Origin of the sequence: Gibbsiella greigii (assembly GCF_039540155.1) — a bacterium.
GTDB lineage: Bacteria > Pseudomonadota > Gammaproteobacteria > Enterobacterales > Enterobacteriaceae > Gibbsiella > Gibbsiella quercinecans.
Genome location: NZ_BAABEM010000021.1, coordinates 135,634 through 161,430 on the forward strand (window position 1 = coordinate 135,634; position 25,797 = coordinate 161,430).

Annotated in this window: 21 protein-coding genes; 4 read left to right on the plus strand and 17 right to left on the minus strand. The window is 56.7% G+C overall.

The window, feature by feature from the left end; genetic code table 11:
• On the plus strand, window positions 1–930 hold the full coding sequence (locus AC559G_RS14995) for an electron transfer flavoprotein subunit alpha/FixB family protein (protein ID WP_498913063.1): 930 nt from the start codon (window positions 1–3) through the stop codon (window positions 928–930).
• Between the two features lie 23 nt (window positions 931–953).
• The gene (locus AC559G_RS15000; protein WP_498913064.1) at window positions 954–2,603 is read left to right on the plus strand and encodes an electron transfer flavoprotein-ubiquinone oxidoreductase; all 1,650 of its coding nucleotides are present in this window, start codon (window positions 954–956) and stop codon (window positions 2,601–2,603) included.
• A gap of 184 nt (window positions 2,604–2,787) precedes the next feature.
• On the opposite strand, the gene AC559G_RS15005 is transcribed toward AC559G_RS15000, so the two are convergent.
• Together AC559G_RS15005 and AC559G_RS15010 are read right to left on the minus strand one after the other, a co-directional pair.
• Window positions 2,788–3,543 carry a sugar phosphate isomerase/epimerase family protein gene (locus AC559G_RS15005; RefSeq protein ID WP_498913065.1) on the minus strand — a complete coding sequence of 252 codons (756 nt, stop codon included), beginning with the start codon at window positions 3,541–3,543 and terminating at the stop codon, window positions 2,788–2,790.
• A gap of 76 nt (window positions 3,544–3,619) precedes the next feature.
• Window positions 3,620–4,753 carry an acyl-CoA dehydrogenase family protein gene (locus AC559G_RS15010; RefSeq protein WP_095845055.1) on the minus strand — a complete coding sequence of 378 codons (1,134 nt, stop codon included), beginning with the start codon at window positions 4,751–4,753 and terminating at the stop codon, window positions 3,620–3,622.
• Between the two features lie 276 nt (window positions 4,754–5,029).
• On the opposite strand from AC559G_RS15010, the gene AC559G_RS15015 reads away from it, so the two are divergent.
• Window positions 5,030–6,193, plus strand: a complete 1,164-nt coding sequence (locus AC559G_RS15015) for a dihydrodipicolinate synthase family protein (RefSeq protein WP_498913066.1) — start codon at window positions 5,030–5,032, stop codon at window positions 6,191–6,193.
• A gap of 63 nt (window positions 6,194–6,256) precedes the next feature.
• Here the strand turns inward: AC559G_RS15015 and AC559G_RS15020 are convergent, their stop codons facing one another.
• The 15 genes from AC559G_RS15020 to AC559G_RS15090 all read right to left on the minus strand — a co-directional run bounded on the left by AC559G_RS15020 (window position 6,257) and on the right by AC559G_RS15090 (window position 23,695).
• A complete protein-coding gene (locus AC559G_RS15020) occupies window positions 6,257–7,768 on the minus strand; it encodes an MFS transporter (protein ID WP_498913067.1) in 1,512 nt (503 codons plus the stop codon).
• A gap of 143 nt (window positions 7,769–7,911) precedes the next feature.
• On the minus strand, window positions 7,912–9,318 hold the full coding sequence (locus tag AC559G_RS15025; RefSeq protein ID WP_498913068.1) for an aminotransferase-like domain-containing protein: 1,407 nt from the start codon (window positions 9,316–9,318) through the stop codon (window positions 7,912–7,914).
• Between the two features lie 217 nt (window positions 9,319–9,535).
• Window positions 9,536–10,408, minus strand: coding sequence for a LysR family transcriptional regulator (locus AC559G_RS15030; protein WP_346079454.1), 873 nt, complete (start codon window positions 10,406–10,408; stop codon window positions 9,536–9,538).
• A 73-nt stretch (window positions 10,409–10,481) separates the two neighbouring features.
• A complete protein-coding gene (locus tag AC559G_RS15035; RefSeq protein ID WP_498913069.1) occupies window positions 10,482–11,198 on the minus strand; it encodes a DUF554 domain-containing protein in 717 nt (238 codons plus the stop codon).
• Window positions 11,199–11,218: 20 nt separating this feature from the next.
• Complete coding sequence (locus AC559G_RS15040; protein ID WP_121554132.1) at window positions 11,219–11,797, minus strand: UbiX family flavin prenyltransferase; 579 nt, start codon at window positions 11,795–11,797, stop codon at window positions 11,219–11,221.
• Between the two features lie 11 nt (window positions 11,798–11,808).
• On the minus strand, window positions 11,809–13,290 hold the full coding sequence (locus tag AC559G_RS15045; protein WP_498913070.1) for a UbiD family decarboxylase: 1,482 nt from the start codon (window positions 13,288–13,290) through the stop codon (window positions 11,809–11,811).
• Window positions 13,291–13,489: 199 nt separating this feature from the next.
• Window positions 13,490–14,032, minus strand: coding sequence for a PadR family transcriptional regulator (locus AC559G_RS15050; protein WP_498913071.1), 543 nt, complete (start codon window positions 14,030–14,032; stop codon window positions 13,490–13,492).
• A 78-nt stretch (window positions 14,033–14,110) separates the two neighbouring features.
• The gene (locus AC559G_RS15055; RefSeq protein WP_498913072.1) at window positions 14,111–14,905 is read right to left on the minus strand and encodes a siderophore-interacting protein; all 795 of its coding nucleotides are present in this window, start codon (window positions 14,903–14,905) and stop codon (window positions 14,111–14,113) included.
• Between the two features lie 23 nt (window positions 14,906–14,928).
• Window positions 14,929–15,657 carry an SDR family oxidoreductase gene (locus tag AC559G_RS15060; protein WP_498913073.1) on the minus strand — a complete coding sequence of 243 codons (729 nt, stop codon included), beginning with the start codon at window positions 15,655–15,657 and terminating at the stop codon, window positions 14,929–14,931.
• A gap of 14 nt (window positions 15,658–15,671) precedes the next feature.
• Window positions 15,672–16,115, minus strand: a complete 444-nt coding sequence (locus tag AC559G_RS15065) for a GlcG/HbpS family heme-binding protein (protein WP_498913074.1) — start codon at window positions 16,113–16,115, stop codon at window positions 15,672–15,674.
• A 421-nt stretch (window positions 16,116–16,536) separates the two neighbouring features.
• On the minus strand, window positions 16,537–17,655 hold the full coding sequence (locus tag AC559G_RS15070; RefSeq protein WP_498913075.1) for a succinylglutamate desuccinylase/aspartoacylase family protein: 1,119 nt from the start codon (window positions 17,653–17,655) through the stop codon (window positions 16,537–16,539).
• Window positions 17,656–17,729: 74 nt separating this feature from the next.
• Window positions 17,730–18,527 carry an ABC transporter substrate-binding protein gene (locus AC559G_RS15075; protein WP_498913076.1) on the minus strand — a complete coding sequence of 266 codons (798 nt, stop codon included), beginning with the start codon at window positions 18,525–18,527 and terminating at the stop codon, window positions 17,730–17,732.
• A gap of 105 nt (window positions 18,528–18,632) precedes the next feature.
• A complete protein-coding gene (locus tag AC559G_RS15080) occupies window positions 18,633–19,574 on the minus strand; it encodes a diguanylate cyclase domain-containing protein (RefSeq protein ID WP_498913077.1) in 942 nt (313 codons plus the stop codon).
• 640 nt (window positions 19,575–20,214) lie between these two features.
• Window positions 20,215–21,243: a hemin-degrading factor gene (locus AC559G_RS15085; RefSeq protein ID WP_498913078.1), complete on the minus strand. Its 1,029-nt coding sequence runs from the start codon at window positions 21,241–21,243 to the stop codon at window positions 20,215–20,217.
• A 64-nt stretch (window positions 21,244–21,307) separates the two neighbouring features.
• A complete protein-coding gene (locus tag AC559G_RS15090) occupies window positions 21,308–23,695 on the minus strand; it encodes a TonB-dependent receptor domain-containing protein (protein WP_498913079.1) in 2,388 nt (795 codons plus the stop codon).
• 725 nt (window positions 23,696–24,420) lie between these two features.
• Here AC559G_RS15090 and AC559G_RS15095 point away from each other — a divergent pair.
• Entirely contained in the window at window positions 24,421–25,743 is a 1,323-nt protein-coding gene (locus AC559G_RS15095) for an APC family permease (RefSeq protein WP_498913080.1), read from the plus strand.
• Window positions 25,744–25,797: the final 54 nt, after the last annotated feature.

The following is a 25,797-nucleotide window of genomic DNA, read 5'->3' on the forward strand; positions in this document are numbered from 1 at the left end:
ATGCATACATTACTTCTGGCCGAACATGATAATGCCACGCTAAATGCCGTCACCCTGAATGCCATCAGCGCCGCACAGGCGATTGGCGGCGAGCTCACCGTACTGGTGGCAGGCGAAAATTGCCGGGCGGTGGCCGAACAGGCCGCGGCTGTAGCTGGCGTCACGCGCGTACTGCTGGCGGATAACGCCGCCTATCGGCACCCGTTAGCCGAAAATATCGCCGCATTGCTTGATGCGCAGCGCAGCGGCTACAGCCACCTGATGGCCGTCGCCAACGCCAATGGCAAAGACATTATGCCGCGCGTCGCCGCGCTGGCCGACGTGGCGCAAATCTCTGACATCATCGCCGTTGAAAGCCCCACCGTCTTTAAACGGCCAATTTACGCCGGCAGCGTTATCGCCACCGTGGAAAGCCATGATGATCCGGTGGTGCTAACGGTGCGCGCTTCCAGCTTCCCGGCCGCCGCTGCGGAAGGCGGCACCGCACCAATAGAAACCCTTGAGCAAGCGATTACCGGCGGTGGCGCCCGCTTTGTTGGTGAAGATCGGGTGGTTTCCCCTCGGCCGCAGCTTGCCACCGCGCGCGTGGTGGTTTCTGGCGGCAGAGCGCTGGGCAGCCGGGAAAACTTCGCCCTGATCGAGCAGTTGGCCGACAAACTCCATGGCGCGGTGGGCGCCTCGCGTGCCGCGGTCGATGCCGGCATGGTGCCCAACGATCTGCAGGTGGGGCAAACCGGCAAAGTGGTGGCGCCGGAGCTGTATATCGCCGTCGGCATTTCCGGCGCTATCCAGCATCTGGCCGGGATGAGCAACTCAAAGGTGATTGTCGCCATCAACAACGACGAAGAAGCGCCGATTTTCCAGATTGCCGATTACCGCCTGGTGGGCGATCTGTTTGAGGTCGTGCCGCAGTTGATTGAGCGGCTTTAAGCCGCACGGCAAGGGAGGTAGCAATGGAACGTGAATCAATGGAGTTTGACGTCCTGATCGTCGGCGGCGGGCCCGCCGGGCTGTCCGCCGCTTGCCGCCTGATGCAAATGGCGCAACAGCAGGAACAAACGCTGAGCGTCTGCGTGATCGAAAAAGGCGCGGAGATCGGGGCGCATATTCTTTCCGGCGCGCTGTTCGCGCCGCAGGCGCTGGACGAACTGTTTCCCGACTGGCAACAACGCGGCGCGCCGCTGGATACCCCGGTGACGGAAGATGCGCTGTATTTACTGCGCAACGCCGACCAGGCCTGGGCAATCCCCAACGCCCTGATCCCCGCGCCGATGCACAACCAGGGCAACTACGTGATAAGCCTGAGCGAGCTGTGCCGCTGGCTGGCCAGGCAGGCGGAAGCATTGGGCGCGGATATCTTCCCCGGTTTCGCCGCCGCCGAGATACTGTTTGACGAGGCCGGCGCGGTCAGCGGGGTGCAGCTGGGTGACATGGGGGTGGACGCCGCCGGCCATCACAAACCGGGCTTCACGCCCGGGATGGATTTGCGCGCGAAATATACCCTGTTTGCCGAAGGCTGCCGCGGCCACCTGGGCAAACAGCTGATCGCGCGTTTCAACCTGGCCGCCGACAGCGATCCGCAGCATTATGCGATCGGCATCAAAGAGCTGTGGGATATCCCGGCGGAAAAAAGCCGCCCCGGCCAGGTGATCCACGCCTCCGGCTGGCCGCTGACCGGCGATGCTTCCGGCGGCAGTTTTCTTTACCATGCCGCCAACAATCAGGTGGCGGTGGGGTTGATCGTCGATCTTAACTACCGCAATACCTGGCTTAGCCCGTTCGATGAATTCCAGCGCATGAAACACCACCCGGTTTTCAGCCAGGTGCTGGCGGGGGGCAAACGTGTTGCCTATGGCGCGCGCGCCATCACCAAGGGCGGCTTTAACGCCCTGCCGAAAATGCACTTCCCCGGCGGTTTGCTGATTGGCTGCGATGCCGGCACGCTTAACTTCGCCAAGATCAAGGGGAGCCATACCGCGATGAAATGCGGTATGCTGGCCGCCGAGTCGGTGTTTGCCGCGCTGCAGGAGTCGCCAGCCGGGCAGCGGGATCTGGCCGAATTCGCCACGCGCTTTAACCATTCATGGCTGGCCGATGAACTGCGCCAATCACGTAACTTCGGCCCGGCGCTGCACCGTTACGGCACTCTGCTGGGCGGGATGTTCAATTATTTCGATCAGAACTGGTTCAAGGGCAAACTGCCGTTTACGCTGCACGATCGTCACCCCGATCATCTGCAGTTGAAACCCGCCAGCGAGTGCGCACCGATCCACTACGCCAAGCCCGACAACGTGCTGAGCTTTGATAAGCTCTCTTCCGTCTATCTTGCCAATACCGCCCATGACGAAGACCAGCCCTGCCACCTGAAACTGCGGGATGCGCAGGTGCCGCTGAGGGATAACCTGCCCCGCTACGCCGAGCCGGCCCAACGCTACTGCCCGGCCGGGGTTTATGAGATCGTCGAGATCGCCGGGGAGAAGAAATTTCAGATCAATGCGCAGAACTGCGTGCACTGTAAAACCTGCGATATCAAGGATCCGGCGCAGAACATCGTCTGGACCGTGCCAGAAGGCGGCTGCGGCCCGAACTATCCGAATATGTGATGCACCGCCCTCCGCCCTCACCCCAACCCTCTCCCAGAGGGAGAGGGAGCTGGCCGGCGTCGTGTATTGATTGGGGATTACTTTATTGCGATCACGTCTGCCTTATTACGCAGGACGTTTAGCGGGCACGGTATACCCCCTCTCCCTCTGGGAGAGGGTTGGGGTGAGGGAAAACATTCCCCACTCAAACCACACTTTCAAAGCGTGTGATACAGGTGGCCAGCGTCTCAGCCGGCGGGCGCTGCCACCAGTTATCGCGGGAAAAAATCTCCACTTCAATCAAACCGCCGTAGCCGGCCTTTTCAACCTGCGCGCGAAAAGCCGGCAGGACGATGACACCGTCCCCCATCATGCCACGATCGTTCAACATATCGCGCGTTGGCACCAGCCAGTCCGAAACATGGCAGGCCAGCAATAACTCGCCCGCCTGGAGCAGATCCTCCTCCAGCGTGGGCGACCACCACAGGTGATAGGCATCAGCAGCAATGCCCGCGCTGGCCGGGTATTCGTGGTTGATTTGTCGGCACCACTGGATCGCCTGCGCCAGCGTCACCAGGCAGCTGCGATCTGCGCAGTACATCGGGTGGAGCGGCTCCAGCGCCAGCGGCACGCCGCACTGGCGGGCGTGCTCCGCCAGGCGCATCACCCCTTCCAGCGCCTGATCGCATACTGCCGGTAGCGCGGTATTATCGGCGCTTAAGCCCCCCACCACCAGGACATAGCATTGCGCCCCCAGCTCCGCCGCATCATCCAGCGCCCGCAGATTGATCGTCAGCGCCTGCTCGCGCGCCTGCCGGCTCGCTGCGGTGAAGTAATGGCTGCGGCAGTAGCCGGTCACCGTGAGCCCGGCGGCGCGGATCAAGGCGGCGGCGCGCTGCACGCCCAGCGCCTCTACNGTGTTGATCGCCAGCAGATCGCGGCGCCCTTTCAGTTCACGCATGATGTTCCTCGTCGTCTTTATGCCGTTGCAGACAGGAAAGCGCGTTCCCCCGGCCAAGCGAGGGAACGCCGTGGCGTCAGGCCAGTAAATGGCGCGCAATGATCATGCGCTGGATTTGGTTGGTGCCTTCATAGATCTGGGTGATTTTGGCATCACGATAGAGCCGCTCCACTTCTACACCACGGATATAGCCGCTGCCGCCGAAGATCTGCACCGCATTGGCGCTATGCTGCACCGCCACATCGCCGGCAAAGCACTTGGCCATTGAGCAGGCAGCGGTGGCGTCGGCCGCGTCAGTGTCAATTTTATAGGCGGCGCTGTGCACCAACAGGCGTGCGGCTTCGGTGTCTTTGGCGATGTCCGCCAACATAAACTGCACTGCCTGGAAGCCGGCAATGTTCTGGCCGAACTGCTCGCGCTGTTTGGCATATTCCGTGGCGGCTTCCAGCCCGGCGCGCGCAATGCCGACCGCCAACGCGCCGATCCCTACGCGCCCTTTATTCAGCGCGCTCATCATCATGTGGAAACCGCGGTTTTCCGCCCCCAGCAGCGCATCCGCCGGCAGTTGCACCTGGTTAAAGTGCAGTTCGCCCACCTGCGACGAGCGCTGCCCCATTTTGTGCTCTTTCGGCCCTTTAGATACGCCAGCCAGCGCGCAGTCAACGATAAAGATGCTCATGCCGCGGTGGCCGGCTTCTTTGTCGGTGCGCGCCAGCACAAAGGCCACATCGGCCACCGGGGCGTTATGGATCCACAGTTTGCTGCCATTCAGCACCCAGCCGTTTTCGCTGCGCGTCGCTGTGGTTTTCACGCCGGAGACGTCGGAACCCGCCCCGGCTTCCGTGATGCAATATGCCCCTTTCAGCGAGGCATTGAGCAGGCCCGGCAGCCACCTGGCGCGCTGACTATCGTTGCCATGCTGCGACAACAGCGTGCCCAGCAGTTCAACCAGGCCGCACTGATCGGCCACCGACGCATAGCCGCGCGACAGCTCTTCCATCACCACCGCATAGGCCACCACATCCAACCCGACGCCGCCGTAGGCTTCCGGCACAGTGATGCCGAACAGCCCCAGTTCCCCCATCTGCTGGTAGATATCACCGGCGAAGCGCTCTTCGCGATCCAGCTCTTCCGCTTGCGGGCGGATCACTTCGTCGGCAAACTTACGGGTCATATCGCGAATCTGTTGATGGATCTCAGTTAAATACATGGTTCCCCTCCCACCTGTTGATACTCGGTATCATCATCGTTGCATTACGGTTAAATTAAATAACTAGATAGTTACTACAATCTACAAGTGAATAAGTCAATGCCCGTCGGCGATAACTGTTAGCTGTACAACAGAATTTTGCCGCTTGTCGCCACGGCATATTCAGCCGCCTTGACCAAGCAAACACTCTGGCCGGCCGGCGCTTGACTTTTAAACAATCGATGAGTAAACATGAATCACAAGTAACTAAACAGATAGTTTATAAGGAACAAAAATATGTCTACCCTACGCCTGCCGGACCACCACGGAAATCTTGCCGACTATCAACTGCTGGGCGCCGCCCCGGCGTGGCCGGAAACGCCGCCGGCATTCAACCGCATCGCCTATGCCGCCGCGCACGTGGTGATTGCGCCCGAAGCCCAAACGGCCAACTGGCTTGAAAAACCCGCCATCGACTGGGATGCCACCCTCGCCTACCGCCACCACCTGTGGCAATTGGGTTTTAAAGTGGCCGAAGCGATGGACACCGCCCAGCGCGGCATGGGGATCAACTGGCCGATCGCCCGGGAGTTGATCGTCCGTTCGCTGGCGGAGGCCAAAGCGACGCCGGGCGCCGATCTTGCCGCCGGCGTGGGTACCGATCAGTTGGATGCCAATGCGGCCACGTCGCTCGATCAGGTCATCGCCGCCTATGAAGAACAGATGGAATTGGTGGAACAGCACGGCGGCCGGATAGTGCTGATGGCCAGCCGGGCGTTGGCCAAGGTAGCAACCGGCAGTGAAGATTATCTGCGGGTGTATAACCGCCTGTTGCAGCAAAGCCAGGGCAAGGTGATCCTGCACTGGCTGGGGGACATGTTTGATCCTGCGCTCACCGGTTACTGGGGCAGTACCGACATTGACCGCGCCGCCGATACGGTGCTGGCGATCATTAACGCCAATCCCGGCAAAGTGGAAGGCATCAAGATGTCGTTGCTCAGCAAAGAGCGCGAAATCGCCTTCCGCCAGCGCCTGCCCGCGCAGGTAAAAATGTATACCGGCGACGACTACAACTATCCGGATCTGATCGAAGGCGAACAGGGGCACTATTCCCACGCCTTGCTGGGGATTTTCGACGCCATCGCCCCTGCCGCCAGCCAGGCGCTCAATGCGCTGGCGCAAGGGGATCGCGCGCAATATCATCGCATTCTTGCGCCCACCGTACCGCTGGCACGCGAGATCTTTAAAGCCCCCACCCAATATTACAAAGCAGGCGTGGTTTTTCTCGCCTGGTTGAATGGCCACCAGCGCCACTTTGCAATGGCGGGCGGCATGCAGGCCGCGCGTGAAATTAGCCACTATGCGGAAATCTTCCGCCTGGCCGACCAGGCCGGGCTGTTGCACCAGCCGGAGTTAGCGCAGCAAAGAATGCAGGCGCTGCTTAAAATATACGGCTACTGAAAAGCGTAAAAAAGCGCTGCCGGTGATCATCGGCAGCGCTTTTTTTACATCCTAATGCAAGCGTTAATCGGGGCAGCGGTTGTAATAGGCTACTGTGTTATTGCCCCACAATTGTTCGTACGGCAGCCCGGTGATTTGCTCCAGGATCTGCTGCTCTTCCACCGACAGGCTGCCGGCCACCGGCCCGCCCGCCGCCTGCATCTGCGTACAACAGGTGCGCAAAACCGCATGGTTTTTCACGTTCAGAATAAATCCGCGTGAAACCACGTAGCCGCCCAACAGTAACAACAGCGTGCCGCCGCACAGCACCAGCAGGATCACCTGGTGCACGCTTTCAGGCTGCTGGTTTTGCCCCGGCATAAACCCGGCCGCCTGCAACAACAGCCCCACCACCATAATCGCCCCGGCCTGTGAGGCTTTACGTGTCATGGTCATCACGCCGGCAAAAATCCCTTCCCGGCGTTGCCCAGTGATCGCCTCATCAACGTCCGCCATGTAGGTATAGGTATTCCACGGAATATAGTTGATGCCCCCGCGCCCCACGCCGGCCAAAGCCGACACCAGCATCAGTAACAGCAGGCTGTTGTGATCCCCCAGCCACAGCAGGCCATAGGCGGCGCAGGCCATGCCGAACAGAACCACGGAAAGCCGATATGCCGGCGCCGGCCCCCAGGAAATACACAGCGGGATCATCGCTAGCACGGCGACAAACTGTAATACGGACATGATGCCGAGCAGCTCAGACGACACCGTCGCCGTTTGGTAAATCACAAAAATCACGTAATAGGCGAACACTGCATTGAAAAGATCCTGTGCGATAAACCCGCCCAGATACATCCCCAAATGCTTGCGGAACATTTTCACCTTCAGGGTAGAGAACACTTCGGCGACAAATTTCCTGGCGGTATGGTTGAACGCGGATTTTTCGCCGTCTTCAACCGCCGCTTCGCCCGGCCGCGGCCTTTCCCAGGTGTAGCAATACACCAGGCAAAGCACGACGGCGCAGATAACCGCCACCACGATGCCGGAATAAAAAAACACCCTGGCGTTATCCTTGCCGTACCAGGTAAAGAACAGCCCGGGCAAATACGCCGCCACAATATAGGACACCTGGGCGAAGGCAATCCGCGCACCGGAAAACTTGGTCTTTTGTTTGAAATCATTGGTCATTTCAGGCACCAGCGTCTCATAAGGCACCAGCACCATGCTGTAGACGATTTCAAACACCAGGTACGTGATCAGGTAATAGAAATAATTCATATCACTGACCCAGATAAAGCAGTACGAGAACACCGCGGGTATCCCCAGCAAGATAAAGAATTTACGCCGCCCAAAGCGCTTGCCCAGCGCGGTTTTGCCGAAGTTATCGGTAAAAAAGCCCATCAGCGGGCTGGCGACGGCGTCAAAAACGCGCGCAATAGCGAAAATGGACGCCGCTTCGATCGCGGTGAGGTTACAGAAGTTGGTGTAAAAGAACAGTAGCCAGGCGCCGGTCAGCGCCGTGGTGCCCATGCCGAAAAAATCCCCCGAGCCATAAGCCAGGTAGTGTTTGAGTCTGACCTGCGGTATCGCCATAAAACCATCCCGTGAGTGTTATGTTTTTGTTAAAAACACATACAACACCCACCAAGTTAAGTATCTAACCTGTTGGTTACTTTATGATCGAGATCGCAATAATAATTAGTTGGTATAGCTTATGTTTTTGATTGTTATCAGCCTTATTTTTTTGCAGGAATGCACCACTTCGCCAACGATTGTAGAGCACTGGCGACCTCATCATTCCAACCAAAACCGGCGTTTAACCGCAGACAGTGATGGAAACGACGATCGGTGGCAAACAGGTGGCCGGGGGCGATGCCGATGCCCTGTTCACGCGCAATGCGCGACAGCTCATGCGCCGGCAGACAGCCCGCCGGTAGCTCTACCCACAGCACATAGCCGCCCTGCGGCGTTGAAACGCGCGTGCCGGGCGGGAAATACCACATCACCCCGGCGCGCAGGGCGGCGACCTGCCGCGCCAGCTCCCGCCGCAGCTTGCGCAGATGAGCGTCGTAGCCGCCGTTTTTCAGCAGTTCCGCCACCGCGGCCTGCGGCAACAGGCTGGTGCCGAGCGTTGAAGTGTACTTCAGCGCAGCGATTTTTCTGCTCCACTTGCCGCCGCTCAACCAGCCCACGCGCAGGCCGGGCGCGATGGTTTTGGAAAAACCGCTGCACAAAATCACATTTTCGCTGAACGCGCGCAGCGGGAAAGGCCGCGCGGCGCTAAAGGCGGTATCGCCAAAGGTATCGTCTTCAATGATGGTGACACCGTGCTGTTCCGCCGACCTGGCCAGGAAGGCTTTGGTTTCATCCCCCATGGTGGTGCCCATCGGGTTGTTCACATTGGCCAGCGCCACCCAGGCGGTGACCACCCGTTGCCGGAACAACGCGGCCAATTGCCCGGCGTCGGTAACGCCATCTTCGCCACGCCCCACTTCCACCACCCGCAGCCCCAAATGGCGCAGCATCTGCAGCAGCACAAAATAACAGGGGGAATCCACCGCCACACTGTCGCCTGGCTGGGTCACTGCGCGCAGCGCCAACGCCAGCGCTTCAATGCAGCCATTGGTCACCATGATCTCGCCGGCTTCCAGGCTACAACCATAGTCCAGCGCCCGGCGGGCAATTTCGGTTTGCAAAGGCGGATAGCCCACCCCTTTGATGGCGTTGCCCAACAACTGCGGCTTGCGGTAGCTAAGCTGGCGCATCAGCAGGCTGATTTTGCGGATCGGGTATAGGCTGCCGGCGCCGTTCGCCAAATCCAGCCGCACGCGGCAATCGCTGCCCAGCATGGCCAGATGCAGCTCCGTTTGCGCATCCAGCGGCGCAATCTCCACCGGCCGCAGCGGCGCAATGGGCGCCCGTTCGGGCAACACCGCATAAAAACCGGACTTCGGCCTGGCCTGGGCGTAGTGCTCATCCTCCAGCGTGCGCAAAGCTTTGAGCGTGGTGGTCATGCTGGCGCCGTACTGCGTGGCCAGCTTTCTCACTGAAGGGAGTTTGCGCCCGGTCGGCAGCACGCCGTTGATGATTGCCCGTTTTAGCTGCTCCGCGATCTCACGGTAGCGGCATATCTGTTCTGCCATCTGTTCTGCCCTATTTCGTACCGAACTGTGCATATCGCCCGGCCGGGAACCACAAGAATTAAAGATAACTATCAAATAATTAAAAAAAACGCTTCTCCACACAAAGGCGCATCACAGGACGAAAACCAGGCTGATGAGTATGAATCAATAACAACAGAACGGGAATAGATAGGGCACTTTCAATGTATCAGTGATCAGGAGAGCGGCAGGGCGCGGGCTACTCTTCCGCTGGCATCGCCCAGAGTTGACGATCCTGCGTGGTGCTCAGCGTCACCATCGCGGGTTTGTAAATCGCAAAGCTTTCCGCCAGCGGGCAACTGATATATTTGCCCTGCGGGCTGGGCACGAACTCGGAGCGGGGAATAAATGCAGCGCCGGCAAACCCCTGCTCCATCATTTCAAGAATCAGCTTGGGTTCGGAAACCTTAATGCTGATATTCACCTGTTCAATCTTCTCATACAGTTTGTTGCGCAGAATTTCATAGGTGCCTTCACCACCGATCCGGTGCAGCAGAATTAACGGCACGCCGCTCAGATCGGTAAAATGCAGCGCCTTGCCGGCAAACATGGCGGCGTAATGCGCAGAAACCACGGCGATAGTGTCGACGGCTTCCAGCTCGCGGATGAACCACGGCTGTTTGTCCGCCGGGGATTGCATCAGAGCGATATCAATCGCCTGGCCAATCAGCATCTCTTCCAGATGGCTGGAGTCAGACACCACCACGTTGATATCCCAGTCCGGCCGGTTGTGGTAATAATCCAGCAGCATTTGGTTGAAATAGCGCAGATAAAGGTAAGAAATGCCGATGTTCACCACGTGTTTTTTACGGGTGGCGATCATGATGGTCTGCCGTTTCAGACTATTGATCCTGCTCAGGACAGTGCATGCCTGGCGGTAGAGAAAGGTGCCGGCTTCGGTCAGTTGCATTTTTCGCGGCGTGCGGATAAACAGCGGCGAGCCAATCTCTTCTTCCAACTCCTGCAGGCGCTTGCTTAACGGCGGTTGGGCGATGTTCAATAGCTTTGCGGCTTTACTGATCGAGCCCTGTTCCGCTATTGAGCAAAAATACTGCAATCTTTTAAGGTCCATGCTTCCTCCGCTCTGTTTCCACACACCGCGATTGTAACATGGCCCGCCAAGCGCCAACCGCCTGTTAAACCCTTTAGTGGATATACAACGTCCACAAATATGATACCGGCAGCACCAGCACCAGCGCCGGCAGCATATTGGCAACCGGGAAGGATTTGATCCCCGCAATACGGAAACCGGCGGCCAGCATTACAAACCCACCGGCAGCGGTAAAGTCATTCATCATCACCGGGGTGGTGTGCGGCATAATCAGCACCGCAGAGAACGCCAGCAACAGTTGAATAATCAACTGCGGGATGGCAATCACCGCGACGGCATAGCCCAGCACCGTCGCGAAAATCGCTGCGGTAAAGATATCCATGATCGATTTCACGAACAGGATGTTGGGATCGTGCGTCATGCCTTCGGTCATTGCGCCGATGATACCGGTGCCGCTGGCGCAAAACAGCACCAGGATCGCCACGTATTTCTCGGTAAATGCTTTCGGATCCAGCCCGGTATCGTCGGTCTGGAAGCGGCTCACCAGGCCTTTCGCCAGGTTGCCCAGCCGGCCGATCTTCTCTTCCAGGAACACCCATTCCCCCAGCGCAGCGCCGATAATCAGCGCCAACACCACCGCCGGCAGGCTATGGATTTTGCCAATCAACACAATGCCCAGCCCCATAGAGGAAAGGCCGAAAGTCATCGGCAGAGCAGCCCGCAAGCGCTCCGGAACTTTATTCCCCAGGTATGCGCCAACCAGGCCGCCAATCAGCACGGCGCTCCCGTTGACAAAAGGGCCCACTACCATGGTTTTCTCCTTAATGATTGTTATTGTTCGTTGTGTTTCTCACCCCAGCGGTTAAGGCCCCCGACATCCAGCTCAAACAGATCGAGCGCGCGGGCCACGCTGTGGCGGACAATGTCATCAACCGACTGTGGTTGTTGGTAAAAGGCGGGTACGGGCGGATAGATAATCCCGCCCATTTCGGTTACCAGATGCATATTTTTGATATGCGTAAGGTTAAGCGGTGTTTCCCGCACCATCAGTACCAGGCGGCGGCGTTCTTTGAGGATCACGTCCGCCGCCCGGGTGAGCAGGTTGCTGGTCAACCCATGGGCAATGGACGCCAGCGTATTCATTGAGCAGGGGGCGATAATCATGCCAAGGGTCTTGAACGAACCGCTTGAAATCGACGCGCCCAGGTTGGCAACGTTGTGCACCTCATCGGCCAGTACGGTGATATCCTGGCGCTGCCATTGGGTTTCCATCGCGCGCGTCACCTCGGCGCCTTTGGTCACCACCAGGTGCACTTCAATGTCCTGATCGCGCAACAGCTCCAGCGCCTTCATGCCGTATTGGAAACCGGATGCGCCGCTGATGCCCACGATAATGCGCCTTCTGCTCACAACAACCTCACTTATTCAAAATCGGGAAGAAAACGTTTCACATCGACTTTTTTGAACTTCGAGCGTTCAAAGCCGGCTTTCAGGTGCCACGGCACGGTGCAGTCGAAGATGGTCTTGCAAGTGACCCCCTGCTGCGAAATGCTTGGGCTGTATTCCGGGATTTGCGAAGGATCGAGCGGATGGCAGCGCACGCCGGGAATAAAGACGGTATCGACATCGCCCTGATAGCGGGTCTGCATCGCCCACAGGATGTCGTCGGTATCAAAGATATCCACGTCTTCATCCACCAGGATCACGTGCTTAAGCTCGGAAAATGCAGAGAAGGCAATCAACGCCGCCTGGCGCTGGCGCCCTTCATCCACCGGCGAGGCTTTCCTGAACTGCAGCACCGCCAGCAACTTGCCGCCGCCAGAAGTGTGCGCATTGACGTTCAGCACACGGCCCGGCATGGCGCGTTCCAGCATGTCGAGGATGCTGGCTTCGGTTGGGATCCCGGCCATGCTGACGTGCTCGCCACTGGGGCCAAGGGTGGTTTGCAGAATCGGGTTCTTACGGTGCGTGACCGCCTTCACCTTGATGACCGGCAGCGCCGCTTTGGCTTCACCGGTGTAGCCTGGGAATTCCGGCATGGCTTTACCGGTGTTGGTATTCTGATCCTCACGCACACGCACGTTCGGCAGCAGTTCGCCTTCGATCACGATTTCTGCGTGGGCCAGTGCGCGTTCGTTGATGGTCAGGCACTGCGCCAGCTCAACCGGCTGGCCGCGCAGCGCGCCGGCGATGCTGAGTTCATTAAAGCCCAACGGCGTGGTCGGTGGTTCAAAACAGGCGGCGATTTCAATCGCCGGATCGACGCCGATACTGATGGAAATCGGCAACGGTTTGCCGGCTTTCTCTGCTTTTTCGCGGAACGCGTCAATGTGGCGGCCTGGGGTCAGCCACATGGAAAGCTCATCGCGGCTTTGAATGCACAAGCGGTGAATGGTGATGTCGGACTCGTGAGTGTCCGGATCCGAGGCGTAGCACATGCCCATCGTGAAATACGGGCCGGCGTCCTCTTCGGTATTGGTGGGCGCAGGCAGCAGCGTGCGCAAGTCAAAGGCCGGATCGTCCGCATAATGCACCACTTGCTGGCATTCGGGCGCCTGTTCGGCCAACACCGGCGCCACCGCATGGTGTACCGCGTCTTTGAGCAGAAAGCCCAGTTTTTCCGGTGGGCAATCAAGCAAATGGCCCACACGCTCACGGGTAGACATCAGGCCGGTCACCACGCGCACGCCGGGGAACCCTTTGACGTTGTTAAACATCATCGCCGGGCCTTTGCGCGTTGGGCGTTCGCAGGTGCCGCCAGCACCGACGTAACGATAGACGCCGGAGAGCTCCGCATGGGGATCCACTTCGGTATCGGTGCTGACAAACTCGCCTTTAATATTCTTCAGCAATTCAATGGCTGAACGTAAGTCATGAACAGCGGTAGCTTTTTTCTCTGACATATTCTCTCCGATTAATATCGTAAGACGGACTAACTGTCAGGGAATATAGCGCCGGGAATATTGTAAATTAAAATACCGTTTATATTACCAACCTATATCTTTTTGGTATAGGCAATAAAATCGACATAATTTACTATAAAAACCAAAACACGTTACACATTAATTAAATGAAATAATACCAATTAAAAAACGTGTAAAATCAACTGCGTTCTATTTTTTTCGCTGCTTCATCCATCGCATCAATAATTGCATGCAAGGACTGCTGGGAAATATTTTCCTGCGACAGGCGGGAATTAAGCGCCGTTTTCATATTGTGAATAGCACGCTCAACTTCGGGAATAGAGCGATTGTTAACTAATATCGCCAATGATGTTAAACGCTCAAGAATAACCAGCAAATTATCACGCTGCTCCTGCAGCAATAATCGGCCTTTTTCTTCCAGCGAATAGGCTTTACGCGTTTCCTGATCGTCCATCACCTGGATATAACCCGCCTCTTCCAACTGGGCCAGGTTCGGGTAAATGATACCGGGGCTGGGCGCGTATTCGCCCTTGGAAAGATCTTCGATCGATTTGATCAGCTCATAGCCGTGCGCCGCCCCCAGCGCCAGAAAGTGCAGGATCAGCAGACGAATATCACTGGCATCCAGCATTTTTTCGCGGCGCTTTTTACGCACCTTGGCGCAGGCGGCGCGCTTGTCTTTGTCTGCTTGCCATGTGGGGGAAGGTTGCTGAGGTTTCATCACCGGTCTGAGCTAAAAGATAAGGGGGTTGATAGTAGACTGCCGCCTGGCAAAATTCAACACAGGCGGCAGCGGGCGCTATTTCTGGTGCCAGTACGCCACGGCGCGCACGAAAGCGGCGTCCCGTTTACGCTGCTCGATGAAATAGTCGCTCAGGGTCTTAACCGCCGCCCCTTCCCCGGTTAGCCAGATAAAATAATCGTCGGCCGGCACATCAAGTTGGTCCAGTTCGGCCATCAACCCGGCCAGGTTTGCCGCCTGCATGTTGCCGCTGCCCAACCAGCATGCCTGCACATCATCAAGCTCGCCCAGATAGGCGCGGCCAACCGCTTCATCGGTAAAGGCGAATAGCTTCGCTGTGCTGGCCTGCATATTCTGCAGGCGGCGTTTCACCGCCGGCAGGCCGGTTTCATCGCACACATACAATTGGAAGGCGTAATAGGCCGGGACGATTAACGAGCCGCGCGGGCCGCCGAACAACAACGTATCGCCAGGTACGGCACGCGCCGCCCAATCGCTGGCGATGCCGCCCGGGTGGATGTAGAAATCGATCGTCAGGCGGTTTTGCTGCGCATCGAACGCCAGCGGCGTGTAATCACGCCCCGCCGGGCGCACGCCTTCAGGCCAGACGATACCCTGCTCGGTAATTTCCGGCAGATGCAGCTCACCGCCGGCAGGATCGGGAAAGAACACTTTGATATGGTCGTCAAATCCCCGCGAGCTAAAGCCCGCCAGCGCTTCGCCGCCAAACTCGATACGGTAAAAACTGCCGGCGATCTGCTGCTTGGCGATCACTTCAACCTGGCGAAAACGCAGTTCATTGCGCACCCGCTGCGGCGCACGGCCGTTATCTTGTTGCTTACTGTTATGCAAAATCGTTCTCCTTGGAGCAAGGCTTAGCCCAGCATGATGCCGCCGTCCACTGCCAGTTGCTGCCCGGTAATAAAATCGTTTTTCATTAAAAATACATAGGCGGAAGCCAGTTCATCCAGCGTCGCCGTACGCCCCAACGGAATAACCTCGGCAAAATGCCGGCGCGTCTGCTCCACGTTTTCCGGCGCTTGATGGCGCCAAAACGGGGTGACAGTCCAGGTGGGCGCCACGGTGTTTACGCGAATGTTTGGCGCCAGCTCGGCGGCCAGCCCTTCCGCCAGCGCCTTAATTCCCAGATTGCCGACATAGCTGGCGCAGGCATGCTGCGCTTTGCCGCCGGTGCCGGAGGTAAACAGGATGCTGCCGCCGCGGCGCACCTTATCGGCCGCCAGCTTGCCGATCAGCACATTGGTGAGGAATTTGGAATACATCACTTGCTCAATCACCGCCATTTCGGCACTCACAAAGCCGCCGCCCATGGCATCCCCTACCATCGAAACCAGGTGATCGCAGGGTTCAATCTGTGCAAACAGTGCCGTTAGCGCCGCATGGTCGTGCGCATCCACCTGCAGGGTAGCCTTAACCTGCCCGCCCAGGGCGGCCAGTTTTTCTTTCGCCGCCGCCAGGCGCTGTGGATCACGGCCAACGATCGTTAAAACCGCGCCTTCCGCCGCCGCCTGCTGCGCAATGGTGAAACCGATGCCAGAACTGCCGCCGATGATCACCAGATGTTTGTTGTTTAATACAGCCATCACCAACTCCTCACTCACGCACTGACCGCCGCCGCCGCGGTTTCAGCAACCAAAGAATCATTGGCGCCGTGGGCGCCACTCACGCCAACCGCACCAATCACCACCCCGTCCAGCAACACAGGCACACCACCTTCCAGCGGCGTCACGCCGGGCGTGGCGAGAAAACTGGGCTGGCCGCCGTTGATAAAGGTTTCGAAGGCTTTTGACGGCGCTTCCAGTAAGGCCGCCGTGCGCGCCTTACCCAGGGCAACATTGGGGCTGATGCCAATCGCCGTATCGCAACGCTCCAGCGCCACCAATTCACCCGCGCGATCGACCACCGCAACGCTGATGTGCCAACCGTTTTCCGCCGCGACCCGCTGCGCGGCGGCGATTGCCTTGCGCGCGCCCACCAGGGTAATCGTCAGTTTTTTCTGCGCAACGGCCAGGACGGCACGCTCATCGGTTTGTCTGTCCATATACTCTCCTCACCACAGGGATAACAAGGCACCGCCGCCGAAACGCCTAGCGTACCCGGCAATGTGGCGCGCAATGCGCCGCCGATCGCCCATTGTTGCCGCCAGACGCCGACAAAGGCAATCAGTAATCATTCTCATCGGCCAGTGAAAATATATTCATGATATATCTTGGATGCAAGTAAAGAATCATGCGCCAGCGCGTAAAAGGCCGCACGAGATTCACAAAAGAGAGATCGAAAAAAGGCGTTGCAGGCAGGCAGCGCAAGGGGAAAGGCCCTGCAGGGGGCCACGTGGATTTACATATTTACTTACATTCACACGCTCAATCATCACATTGGCGCGGCGGCGCGCTAAATCACCGGGTTATCCCGTAAGCAGCGTATAACCCGGTGCGTTTTCGCGTTAACGCTTTCCCACGGCGTCAGGGAACCAACAACTCTCCTTCCCGGCCAGCGTCTTCCCCGGCCAGGCGGGTGATCAGCATGCCGGCGGTAGCATAGCGCATCCAGTGACGGGCATAGAGCAGGCCACCGTATTGCGCCACCAGCGGCGTTAGCCGATCGGTCAACGGATCGAGAATTTCAGCCACCGCTTCGCCGGGATGAATCCATTCCCCCAGTTCGCGCAGGTGCAATATCACCCCGGCGTGTGGGCAGGTGATGTATTCACACCCGGCCAGCGGCGTGGCGGGGTGGCGCAATTCAGGCAACGGCGGCGCTTCGCCACGGATATAACCGGCGTGGATCAGGGCGTGAATAATGGCGTCGGCGTCGTGCTCGGCCTGCGGCAGCGAAACATCACGCACGCCGCGCAGTTCCAGCGTCACCGGCTGCGGCCCTTCCGGCATCGGGAAGCGATCGCCAAAGGCCTGCTGCAAATAGCGCCACGGCTCGCCACAGGATTCGTCGAAAGGCTCCCCGCCAGAGACATCTGCCAGCAGTTGCACGTCGCTGCCCAAATAGCGCGCCAGCGGTTCGATAGCCGGCCAGGCGCGGGGGGTGGTGTAAAGATGCGCCACTGCTTCCCAGTCGCAGTGCAGATCCAGCATCAGATCGGCCTGACAGGCCATGCGCATCAGCACCAGGCGCTGCGACTCCAGCTCCGTTTGGGGCTGCTGCTGGTCAAAATAGCGCGCCAGCGCCCGGCGGATAACCTGGCGGTTGGCCGCACAGTCAGCCCCCAAATCAGGCGCCACCCTCGGCGCCACTGCTGCGCCGGGCGATGGGAAGCGGCGATTGAAATCCTGCCCGGAATCGGTCTCGAAGCGGCCAAGATGGCTACCATGCCAGTGCTGGTTCAGGGCGATCGGGTTGGCGACGGGCACCAGCGTAATCTGCGCCTGCAGGAAGCCATGCCGCTCCAACTGCTGCAGTTTGTGCTTAAGCACCCATGCCGCCACCATGCCGGGCAGTTCATCGCCGTGCAGGCTGGCCTGGATATATACCTGGCGTTCGGCGTTGGCGGGGCCGTAGTGGTAACTGATAATCTCGCGCTGTGTCCCCAGCGAGGGGGAAAATAAAGGATGGCGTTGTTGTTGCATAAGCGATCACTGTCCAAAAGAAAACATGCCGGGCAAAGCCCGGCATCAGGTTAGGCTGAGCGGCCAAATCCCCCTTATTGCTTGATGGAAATATCCGTCTCGAAATATTTCTTCTGCAAGGCATCGAAGGTGCCGTTTTTCTTCAGTTCGGCAAAAGCGGTATCCAATGCGTTTTTCAACTCGGTGTCGCCTTTGCGCAGGCCAATCGCCGTACCGGGGCCAATGATAGGGTCTTCCACCATCGGGCCGGCCAGTTCAAAATCCTGCCCTTGCGGCTGTTTCAGGAAGCCAATAGCGGCTTGTGCAGCGTCGGTAAACGAGGCGTCAAGGCGGCCGGAAACCAGATCGCTTTCCACCTGGCTTTGATCGGCATACGAGATCACGTTAACACCGAAAGGTTGCCACTTGGCATGGGCATAGCGCTCCTGCACCGTGCCCTGCGCCACCCCGATGTTTTTTCCTTTCAGGGATTCCGCCGTCGGCAGCAAATTCATCCCCTTGCGCGCCAAAAGCTGGGTCTTGGTATCATACAGCGGCACGGTGAAATCGATCTGTTTCATGCGCTCTTCGGTGATGCCCATATCGGAAAGAATAGCGTCGAATTTCCGCGCTTTCAGGCCGGGGATCATGCCATCAAACTGGCCTTCCACCCAGGTGCATTTCACCTGCATCTGCGCACAAAGCGCGTTGCCCAGATCGATATCAAACCCCACCAATTGGCCCTGCGGGTTTTTGGATTCAAACGGCGGATAGGTTGGATCGACCACAAAGCGGACGTGATCGATTTTGGCCTGGGCGCTAAAGGCCAACCCGGCAACCAGGCTAAACAGAATTCCCTTGCGAAGGCGTGATGCGAACGTTGTGTTTTTCATGAATTATCGTCTTATTTTATTGAGGAAAGGAAAAGACTAACCGCTTCACCGCCGGATGTGAAGCCGGAAACCAAACGCCATGCCCTGGCCGCCCTACGGCCGGCGCTATTTGGGCGAAGCAAACCAGCCCCAGCCGCCTTTTCGCGAGCGTTTAAGGCGGTACAGCGCCTGATCGGCTTTTTTGACCAGCTCGCGCAGGCTGGTGGCCTGTTCGGGATACAGGCTGATGCCGATGCTGGCGCCAAGCGAAAGGCTATGCTCACCGACGATGAACGGCGTGGTGAACGCCGCTTCAATATCGCGGCAGATTTTTTCCACCTCGGCCGTATCGCTGAAATCCGACAGCAAAATCAGAAACTCATCGCCGCCCAAACGGCAGACGAAATCCTGTTGGCGACAGCACCGCTTTATCTGCTCGGCGACAATAATCAGCAAGCCATCGCCCACATCGTGGCCATAGCGATCGTTAACCTGTTTAAACCCGTCCAGATCGAACAGCAACAGCGCCTGCCGTTTGGGAGGCTCGGCAACCGTACCCGCATGCATGGCGTCCCAATGCATTTGCAACGCATGGCGGTTAGCCAACCCGGTTAGCGCGTCTTCATAGGCGATGCGCTGCAGATAACTCTCGGCAAGCTTGCGGGCGGTAATGTCTTCAAAGATCGCAATGCCGATGTTGATATCATGCAGGATAATCCCGCGGTGCTGGACGGACAGCACCGTGCCATAGGCGGTTTTCACCTGAATGTCGAACGGCGCGACTTCAGACACCCCGGTTGATTGCGGTATCCACAGTTTTTTCCAATGGTTGATGGCCAACTGGCGCTCACTTTCATTAATATAAGTGCTTTCAACCCAATCAGTCACTTCACTGAATTGATTGTCTGCGTAACCAAATGTTTGTTTGAAAGCACGGTTCGTGAATTGTATTTTTCCATCAGGCAGGGTAGCCCATGAAATGGGCAGCGGTAGGGCATCCAGGATGATAAACAGATCTTGATGAGATTGGATCCCCCCATCTTTCTCCCGCTCAAATAATTCTTTCATCCATCATACTCCCTGGGGTTAAATTTGCCGTTGAGAAACTACCTCAATCGCAAAAATGTCTAGCGCAATTATAAACGCTTACTTTGCGGCAGTGCGCCGCCCACCGTCTGCTAATTTTTATTTATGATATTCTGCCTCACGATCCAATTAAGCAAAAGCGTTACTGTATTTTATCTTGGAGAAATCTCGCTGACACAGGGATGACGGAGCTAGCGTCAACACAAGTACAGTGCGTTCTTCGGCATCATCCCCCCCTTATCAAAGGAACCGTTGCAAATAAGGGCAGGTGAAAAGCATTCACTGTGGAGAATAACACCGCACAGTGTAAATTTATTCAATTGATTCGAATATAAAAACCATTGGCAATTACCGTGCCACATAACTTACGGATGACAAAGGGAAAATTGGTAATTACGTATGAGTATACACGCTAATAATGCAAACGGCGCCTTGGGAATGAAACCCCGGACAGACTGGAGAACGAAATCAAGGCACATACGGCCTGTTATATGAAAAATATTTATTGATTTAAATAGGCGCCAAATAATATATCTGGCGCACTGTTCGTATATCAGTTTATCGCTTGAAGGGCGATAAATCGGTGAGGCGCTGCACGTTAGCCGCGTACAGGGGGAACGGCTTAGGCCGCCCCCACCGCGCTGAGTGCGGCAACCTGCTCACGCCACTTCTCTTGTTCCGGCTGCCCTTCGCTACGCTGGCCGTACAGCTGGGCAATTTGCGTGCCGTCGGCGGCAAACAGCTCCAGGCTGGTGACAAAACCGTCCGCGGTCGGTTTACGCGTGATCCAGCTTTCAACAATGCAATCTTCACGCAGGTGCAGGGTGAACTGTGGATTAAACACGTTAATCCATTGCTCCACCGTCACCACTTTCTCAATCACACCGGTGAAAATCTGCACGCAGCCACGGTTGCCGACGAAGACCATCATTTCATTGCCGTCCTGCTGTGCGCTTTCCAGCACCTGGCGCAGAGCCTGGTTGCTTACCTTCCAGGCCAGATCGCTGCTCACGGCGCGGAACGCCTGCTGGCGCGAAATATTATGCTGCTTAAGCAACACGAAGAACTGGTGTACATCGGTCATTGCCCGCCACTGTTGCTCAATCGCGGCGGCATCGGGCTGGGCCTGATACTGAGGTGCTTCCACTGGTGCCAGCGCCAGGCTTTCTGGTGCGGATTGGGTGAAGCGTGCAATCAACGCGCCCCAGGCAGCCATATCGGTATTTTCCGTGGCGTAGACTTTCAGCACGGCATCACCGTGGCGATCAAAGAATTGCAGGCTCTGGCGTTCACCGCGGGCAGTCTGCTCGGTGAGTGCAAATGCGCTGTGCCACAGGTGCGGGAACAGGCGCAAATCCAGCGCCCGCGGGTTCAGCACCAGGCCGGCATGCTGGCCCAACTTCAGGTTGCTGTATGCGCCAACCTGCTCGTGAACCGCATATTCATTACGGGTAATGTTTTTGGTTTCCCCAACGCTTTCCAGCGCATGCAGAATATCGCTGAAATCCGGCTTCAGGGCGACGGCGTCGGCGGCGGTGCGCGCCAACGTCAGTTCAGCTTCACTGATCCCCATCAGCGCAGCCAGATCCCGGGCGTATTTTTTTGGGTGTTCGGCTTTTAATGCCAAATAATGTTGATAACGGCTGCTCATTTATTTTTTACTCATGAAAATGCCCTGAGCAATGCTCAGGGCGGGTTGTTATTGACGATAAAAATCAGAAATCAACGTTCACACCTAACTGGAAGGTACGGCCTGGTTGTACCGCCAGAGCCTGATCGTTCAGATCCTGGTTGGTTGACGTTTCGATATCACGGCTGCTGAGATAATCCCAGTATTTACGGTCGGTGATGTTGTAAACGCCGCCGCTAATCTTCACGTTTTTGGTCACACGGTAGTAAGCGGTGAAGTCAAGCAGGCCGTAGCCAGGCACTTTCATGTATTCCGTGGTGGAATCGGTGATTGCCGTACCGCTGTTGTTGTAGCTTTCACGGTTGGTGGCCGTCGCGCGTTTGCCCTTATTGAAGGTCGCGGTCAGCGCAGCACCGTACACCTGGCCCGGATCGTCATAGGCAACGCCCACGATTGCACGCATTGGCGCAACGCTCTCCAGATCAACGTATTTATCGCCCAGGTAGCTGGATTTCGCCGCCCCTTCGGCCATGCCATACGCCAGACGTGCGCTCAGGCCGTCAACCTGTTGGAACCAGGTGCCGAAGTTGAACTTGGCACTGATCTCGCCGCCGTAGATATACGCCTTGTCGCGGTTTTCAGACTGATAGGCAATATAGATATTGCTTGGGATATTGGTGAACCGCTCTGGATTCGCCGCACGCGTATAGCGCGAGTAATCGATAAAGTTTTTATAGCTGTTGTAGAACGCCGCCGTGCTGATGGTGATCCCTTCAACCGCTTCGCCTTTCAAACCCCATTCGAAGTTGTTGCTGGTTTCCGTTTTCAGATCGGCGTTGCCGATCAGCGCATACTGACTGCTGCCCGCATAGCTGGAGCTCAGGTTCCATGAGCCATACAACTGGCTGGCGTTCGGGAACTGGGCGCCGCGCTTATATTGGATATAGGTGGTCAGCTTTGGTGTAATATCATACAGGAAGCTCAAAGACGGCAGCACCTGCGTATCGCTGGTGGAGCCATACAACGTTTCCAGTTCAGACTCGCTCAGCGAGCTGTTGGCCAGGCTGGAAAGCGATTCCGGCTTGGTTTTCTGGTAAGCCACGCGCACCGCCGGCACCACTGAGAAGTTGTGGCCTGCCAAATCCCAAGTCATGGTGTCCTGTGCAAACGCGCCAAGGTTGTAGCTTTCGCTGTTGGCTTCAGGCTGCATGATGTAGGTGTAGGAGCTCTGTGTCGGATCTTGGTTGAATGGGCGCTCGGTTTTGCTGGTGCGTGCATTCAGGCCCCAACGGAACTGATGAATGCCCCAGTCTTTCGCCATCTTGGTTTCAAAACCATAGGTTTTGGTGTCGTAGTCCGAATAGGTGGTGACCAGGCTGCTGCCGGTAGAGTTCGGCCCGTAGGTGCGGTCATGCGCTTCGGTGCTTTGATAGAAGATTTTGCTGTCGATCACATCAATCCAGCTCGCATCCGGCGTCCAGAGATCCTCCAGGCTGGCGGCCCAGCGGCGGGTTTTGCTGGTCTGCTCGTTGGTGCCAATGGTCGCGCTGCCGGCGGTATTCCAGGCATCGTAATGCGTGTGATTGGTTTTGTTGTAGTAATCGAAAGTACCGGTCAATTGATGGGCGTCGTTAATCCGCCAGATGCCCGAAGCCAAAAATGCGTCGGAGTGCCAGTTCGCCGGGTTAGCGTCTACTGTGCCGCTGTTATTGCGGGTTTCCTGGCCGTCACGGCGGCTGTAAGCCACCAGGCCGCGCAACGTTTCATCGCCGCCTGCGGCGGTGAAGCCATTGTGCCAGCTACGATTGGATGAATCGTAATCGCTCTGGTAACCAAAGTATGTGGATTTGGTCGGCGACAGGTAATCGTCGGCAGATTTTGGACGGAATGAGACCGCCCCGCCAAGGGCTTGGTTAGCGTTAGCGGCTTCGGTTGCGCCCGGGGCAATATCCACTGAACCGTACATGTACGGATCGATATAGTCACGGCCAATGCCAAAGGTGCCGGTGCCAGCACGGCTAACATAGCTACGCCCAGTGGCGCTGGGCAGTTCAACCCCGTCAACGTCGATGGAAACCCGGTTGGCCTCCAGACCGCGGATGTTATAACCGGTATAGCCACTGCGATCGAAACCACTCTTGCCAGTGCCGGAACCACCGGCCGCTCCGGTAGCCGTTACCAGCGGCTGGTAACGCATAATGGTGCCGAAGTCGTTACCGCCTTCCTGTTGCATTTGCGCAGCGGTAATCGTCGTTTTGCTGCCTGCCTCTTTTGGCAATGGCGTAGCAGTTACCGTAATATCCGCATCGGTATTAGCGGTTTTTTTTGCTGTGGTAGTTTGGTCTTGTGTATTGCTGCCAGTACTGGCGACAGTTGCGGCATAGCCGCACGCACAGTGAATAGCTGCGGCCAAAACCGCCAATTTCATCAGCCTCTGCTTTGTATATCCCTGATATTTCGTGGATGTGAGCATCTTATAACCCTTGACTCGTTATTAGTATTTGCTCACACATTGCTTCCAAAAAAGACGAACTGTTTAAATAAACGGCACTAGATTAATGTATGTTTTTATAGGGTGTTAGTACGCGGTGGATTTTAATTTGAATGATAAGCTTTATCAACAAAATATCATCCCCAAGATAACAAAGCGCCAAACCCACATTATTTATAATGTTTTACTTCGCATTAAATCGAACACATAAAAATAAATCTTATTAAAATGCTTACAATAAAAACCTTATTTTTTCATTATTGTGCTTAAAGACAACGTATTACTGACAACATAATTTTCGTTAATCCGCTTAAGCGCGCCCACAGCGCAACCACTTCCGGCTATCTTTGCATCGCCTGAACAGCCGCATCAAAACCAATAAAAATTTTTATATTTGCAACTTCCCAGCATATTCCTCTTAGGGAATAATGCGGCAGAAAGGCAATAGCCGCACACGACAAGGCAATTACCATTACAAACCGCATGGATAACCATTCGCTGGCAGTGATCCACAACCCATTAGAATATTGGCATTTGATGTATAGGCCCACGATGCAAGCCGTGCCCCCTATCACTCAGGGTACCATTTCCGCGGCCAGTGCCGGTTCGTTCGGAAACCCCGTGTTTAATTCTGTTTTTTAACCAGAAGGCACAATTATTGCTTAAAAACTTATGTGCTCGTTTTTTTAGATGGGGTGGAGAAAAATATGGCTGAAGAAATAACAGACAAAAGAAAGCTGGGACTATGGCAGGTGGTGATTATTGGGGTAGCCTATATGACCCCAATGACTGTGTTTGATACGTTTGGCATCGTCTCCGGCATCACCGCCGGGCGGGTGCCGCTGGCCTATCTGCTGGCATTGGTTGCGGTATTGCTGACGGCGCTCAGCTACGGAAGAATGGTCAGGGCGTTTCCCGAAGCGGGCTCCGCCTATACCTATACGCGTAAAACCTGCGGCAACCATGCCGGCTTCATGGTTGGTTGGGCTTCCCTGCTGGACTATATGCTATTACCGATGATTAATGCCTTGTTGGCGGGCATCTACCTGAAATCGCTGTTCCCGCAGTTGCCGCCCTGGCTTTGGATCGTGCTGTTCACCACGCTGGTCACCTGGATCAACAGCCGCAATATCAAGCTACTGGCGAACCTTAACTTCTTATTTGTCGGTGCACCGGTTCTGCTGATGTGCGTCTTTGTGCTGCTGGTGATCCAGGGCGTCAGCCACCAGGCGGGCAGCGATGCGCTCTGGACGCTGAAGCCACTGTTGAACGGCAATAGCAGTATTATCCCGTTAATCAGCGGCGCCGCCGTGCTGTGCTTTTCTTTCCTGGGGTTTGATGCGGTTACCACGCTTTCCGATGAAACCCATGAGCCACGGCACGTCATTCCCCGCGCGGTATTTTTAACCGCATTGGTCGGCGGCGCCATTTTCTTTATCGCCTCATGGTTTATCCAACTCTACTTTCCTACCAATGCCGCGTTCAAAAACCCTTCGGAAGCGATGCCGGAAATCGTGCTCTATGTGGGCGGCGCCTTCTTCCAATCGGTTTTTCTGGTTGCCATTCTGGTGAATACCTTGGCTTCAGGGCTGGCCTCCCATGCCAGCGCCGCGCGGTTGCTGCATATCATGGGGCGCGACGGTATCTTCCCCGGCGCATTTTTCAGCTATGTCCACCCGCGCCTGGGCAGCCCGCTGTATTGCGTGCTGTTTGTGGGCGGCCTGGCGATGAGCGCCGTCTTCTTTGGCCTGGATACCGCCGTGTCGCTGATAAGCTTTGGCGCACTGGTGGCCTTTACCGCGGTTAACCTCTCAGTGATTGCGCTGTTTGCCATCAGAAACCGCAAGCTCACCAACGCCAAAGAGTATCTGTATAACCTAGTGTTGCCGCTACTGGGGATTATCAGCGTGGGAGGGATGTGGATTAATCTGGACAAGGACGCGATGCTCCTGGGCCTGGTATGGTCCGCCATCGGCCTGGGCTGGGTGGTCTGGTTCTGGATCACCAAACGAGAGCTGGTGTTTTCATAACCGCCAACGGCTCCCCCTTGCCGGTGCCACAGTGGGCGCTTGCAAGGGCATCAA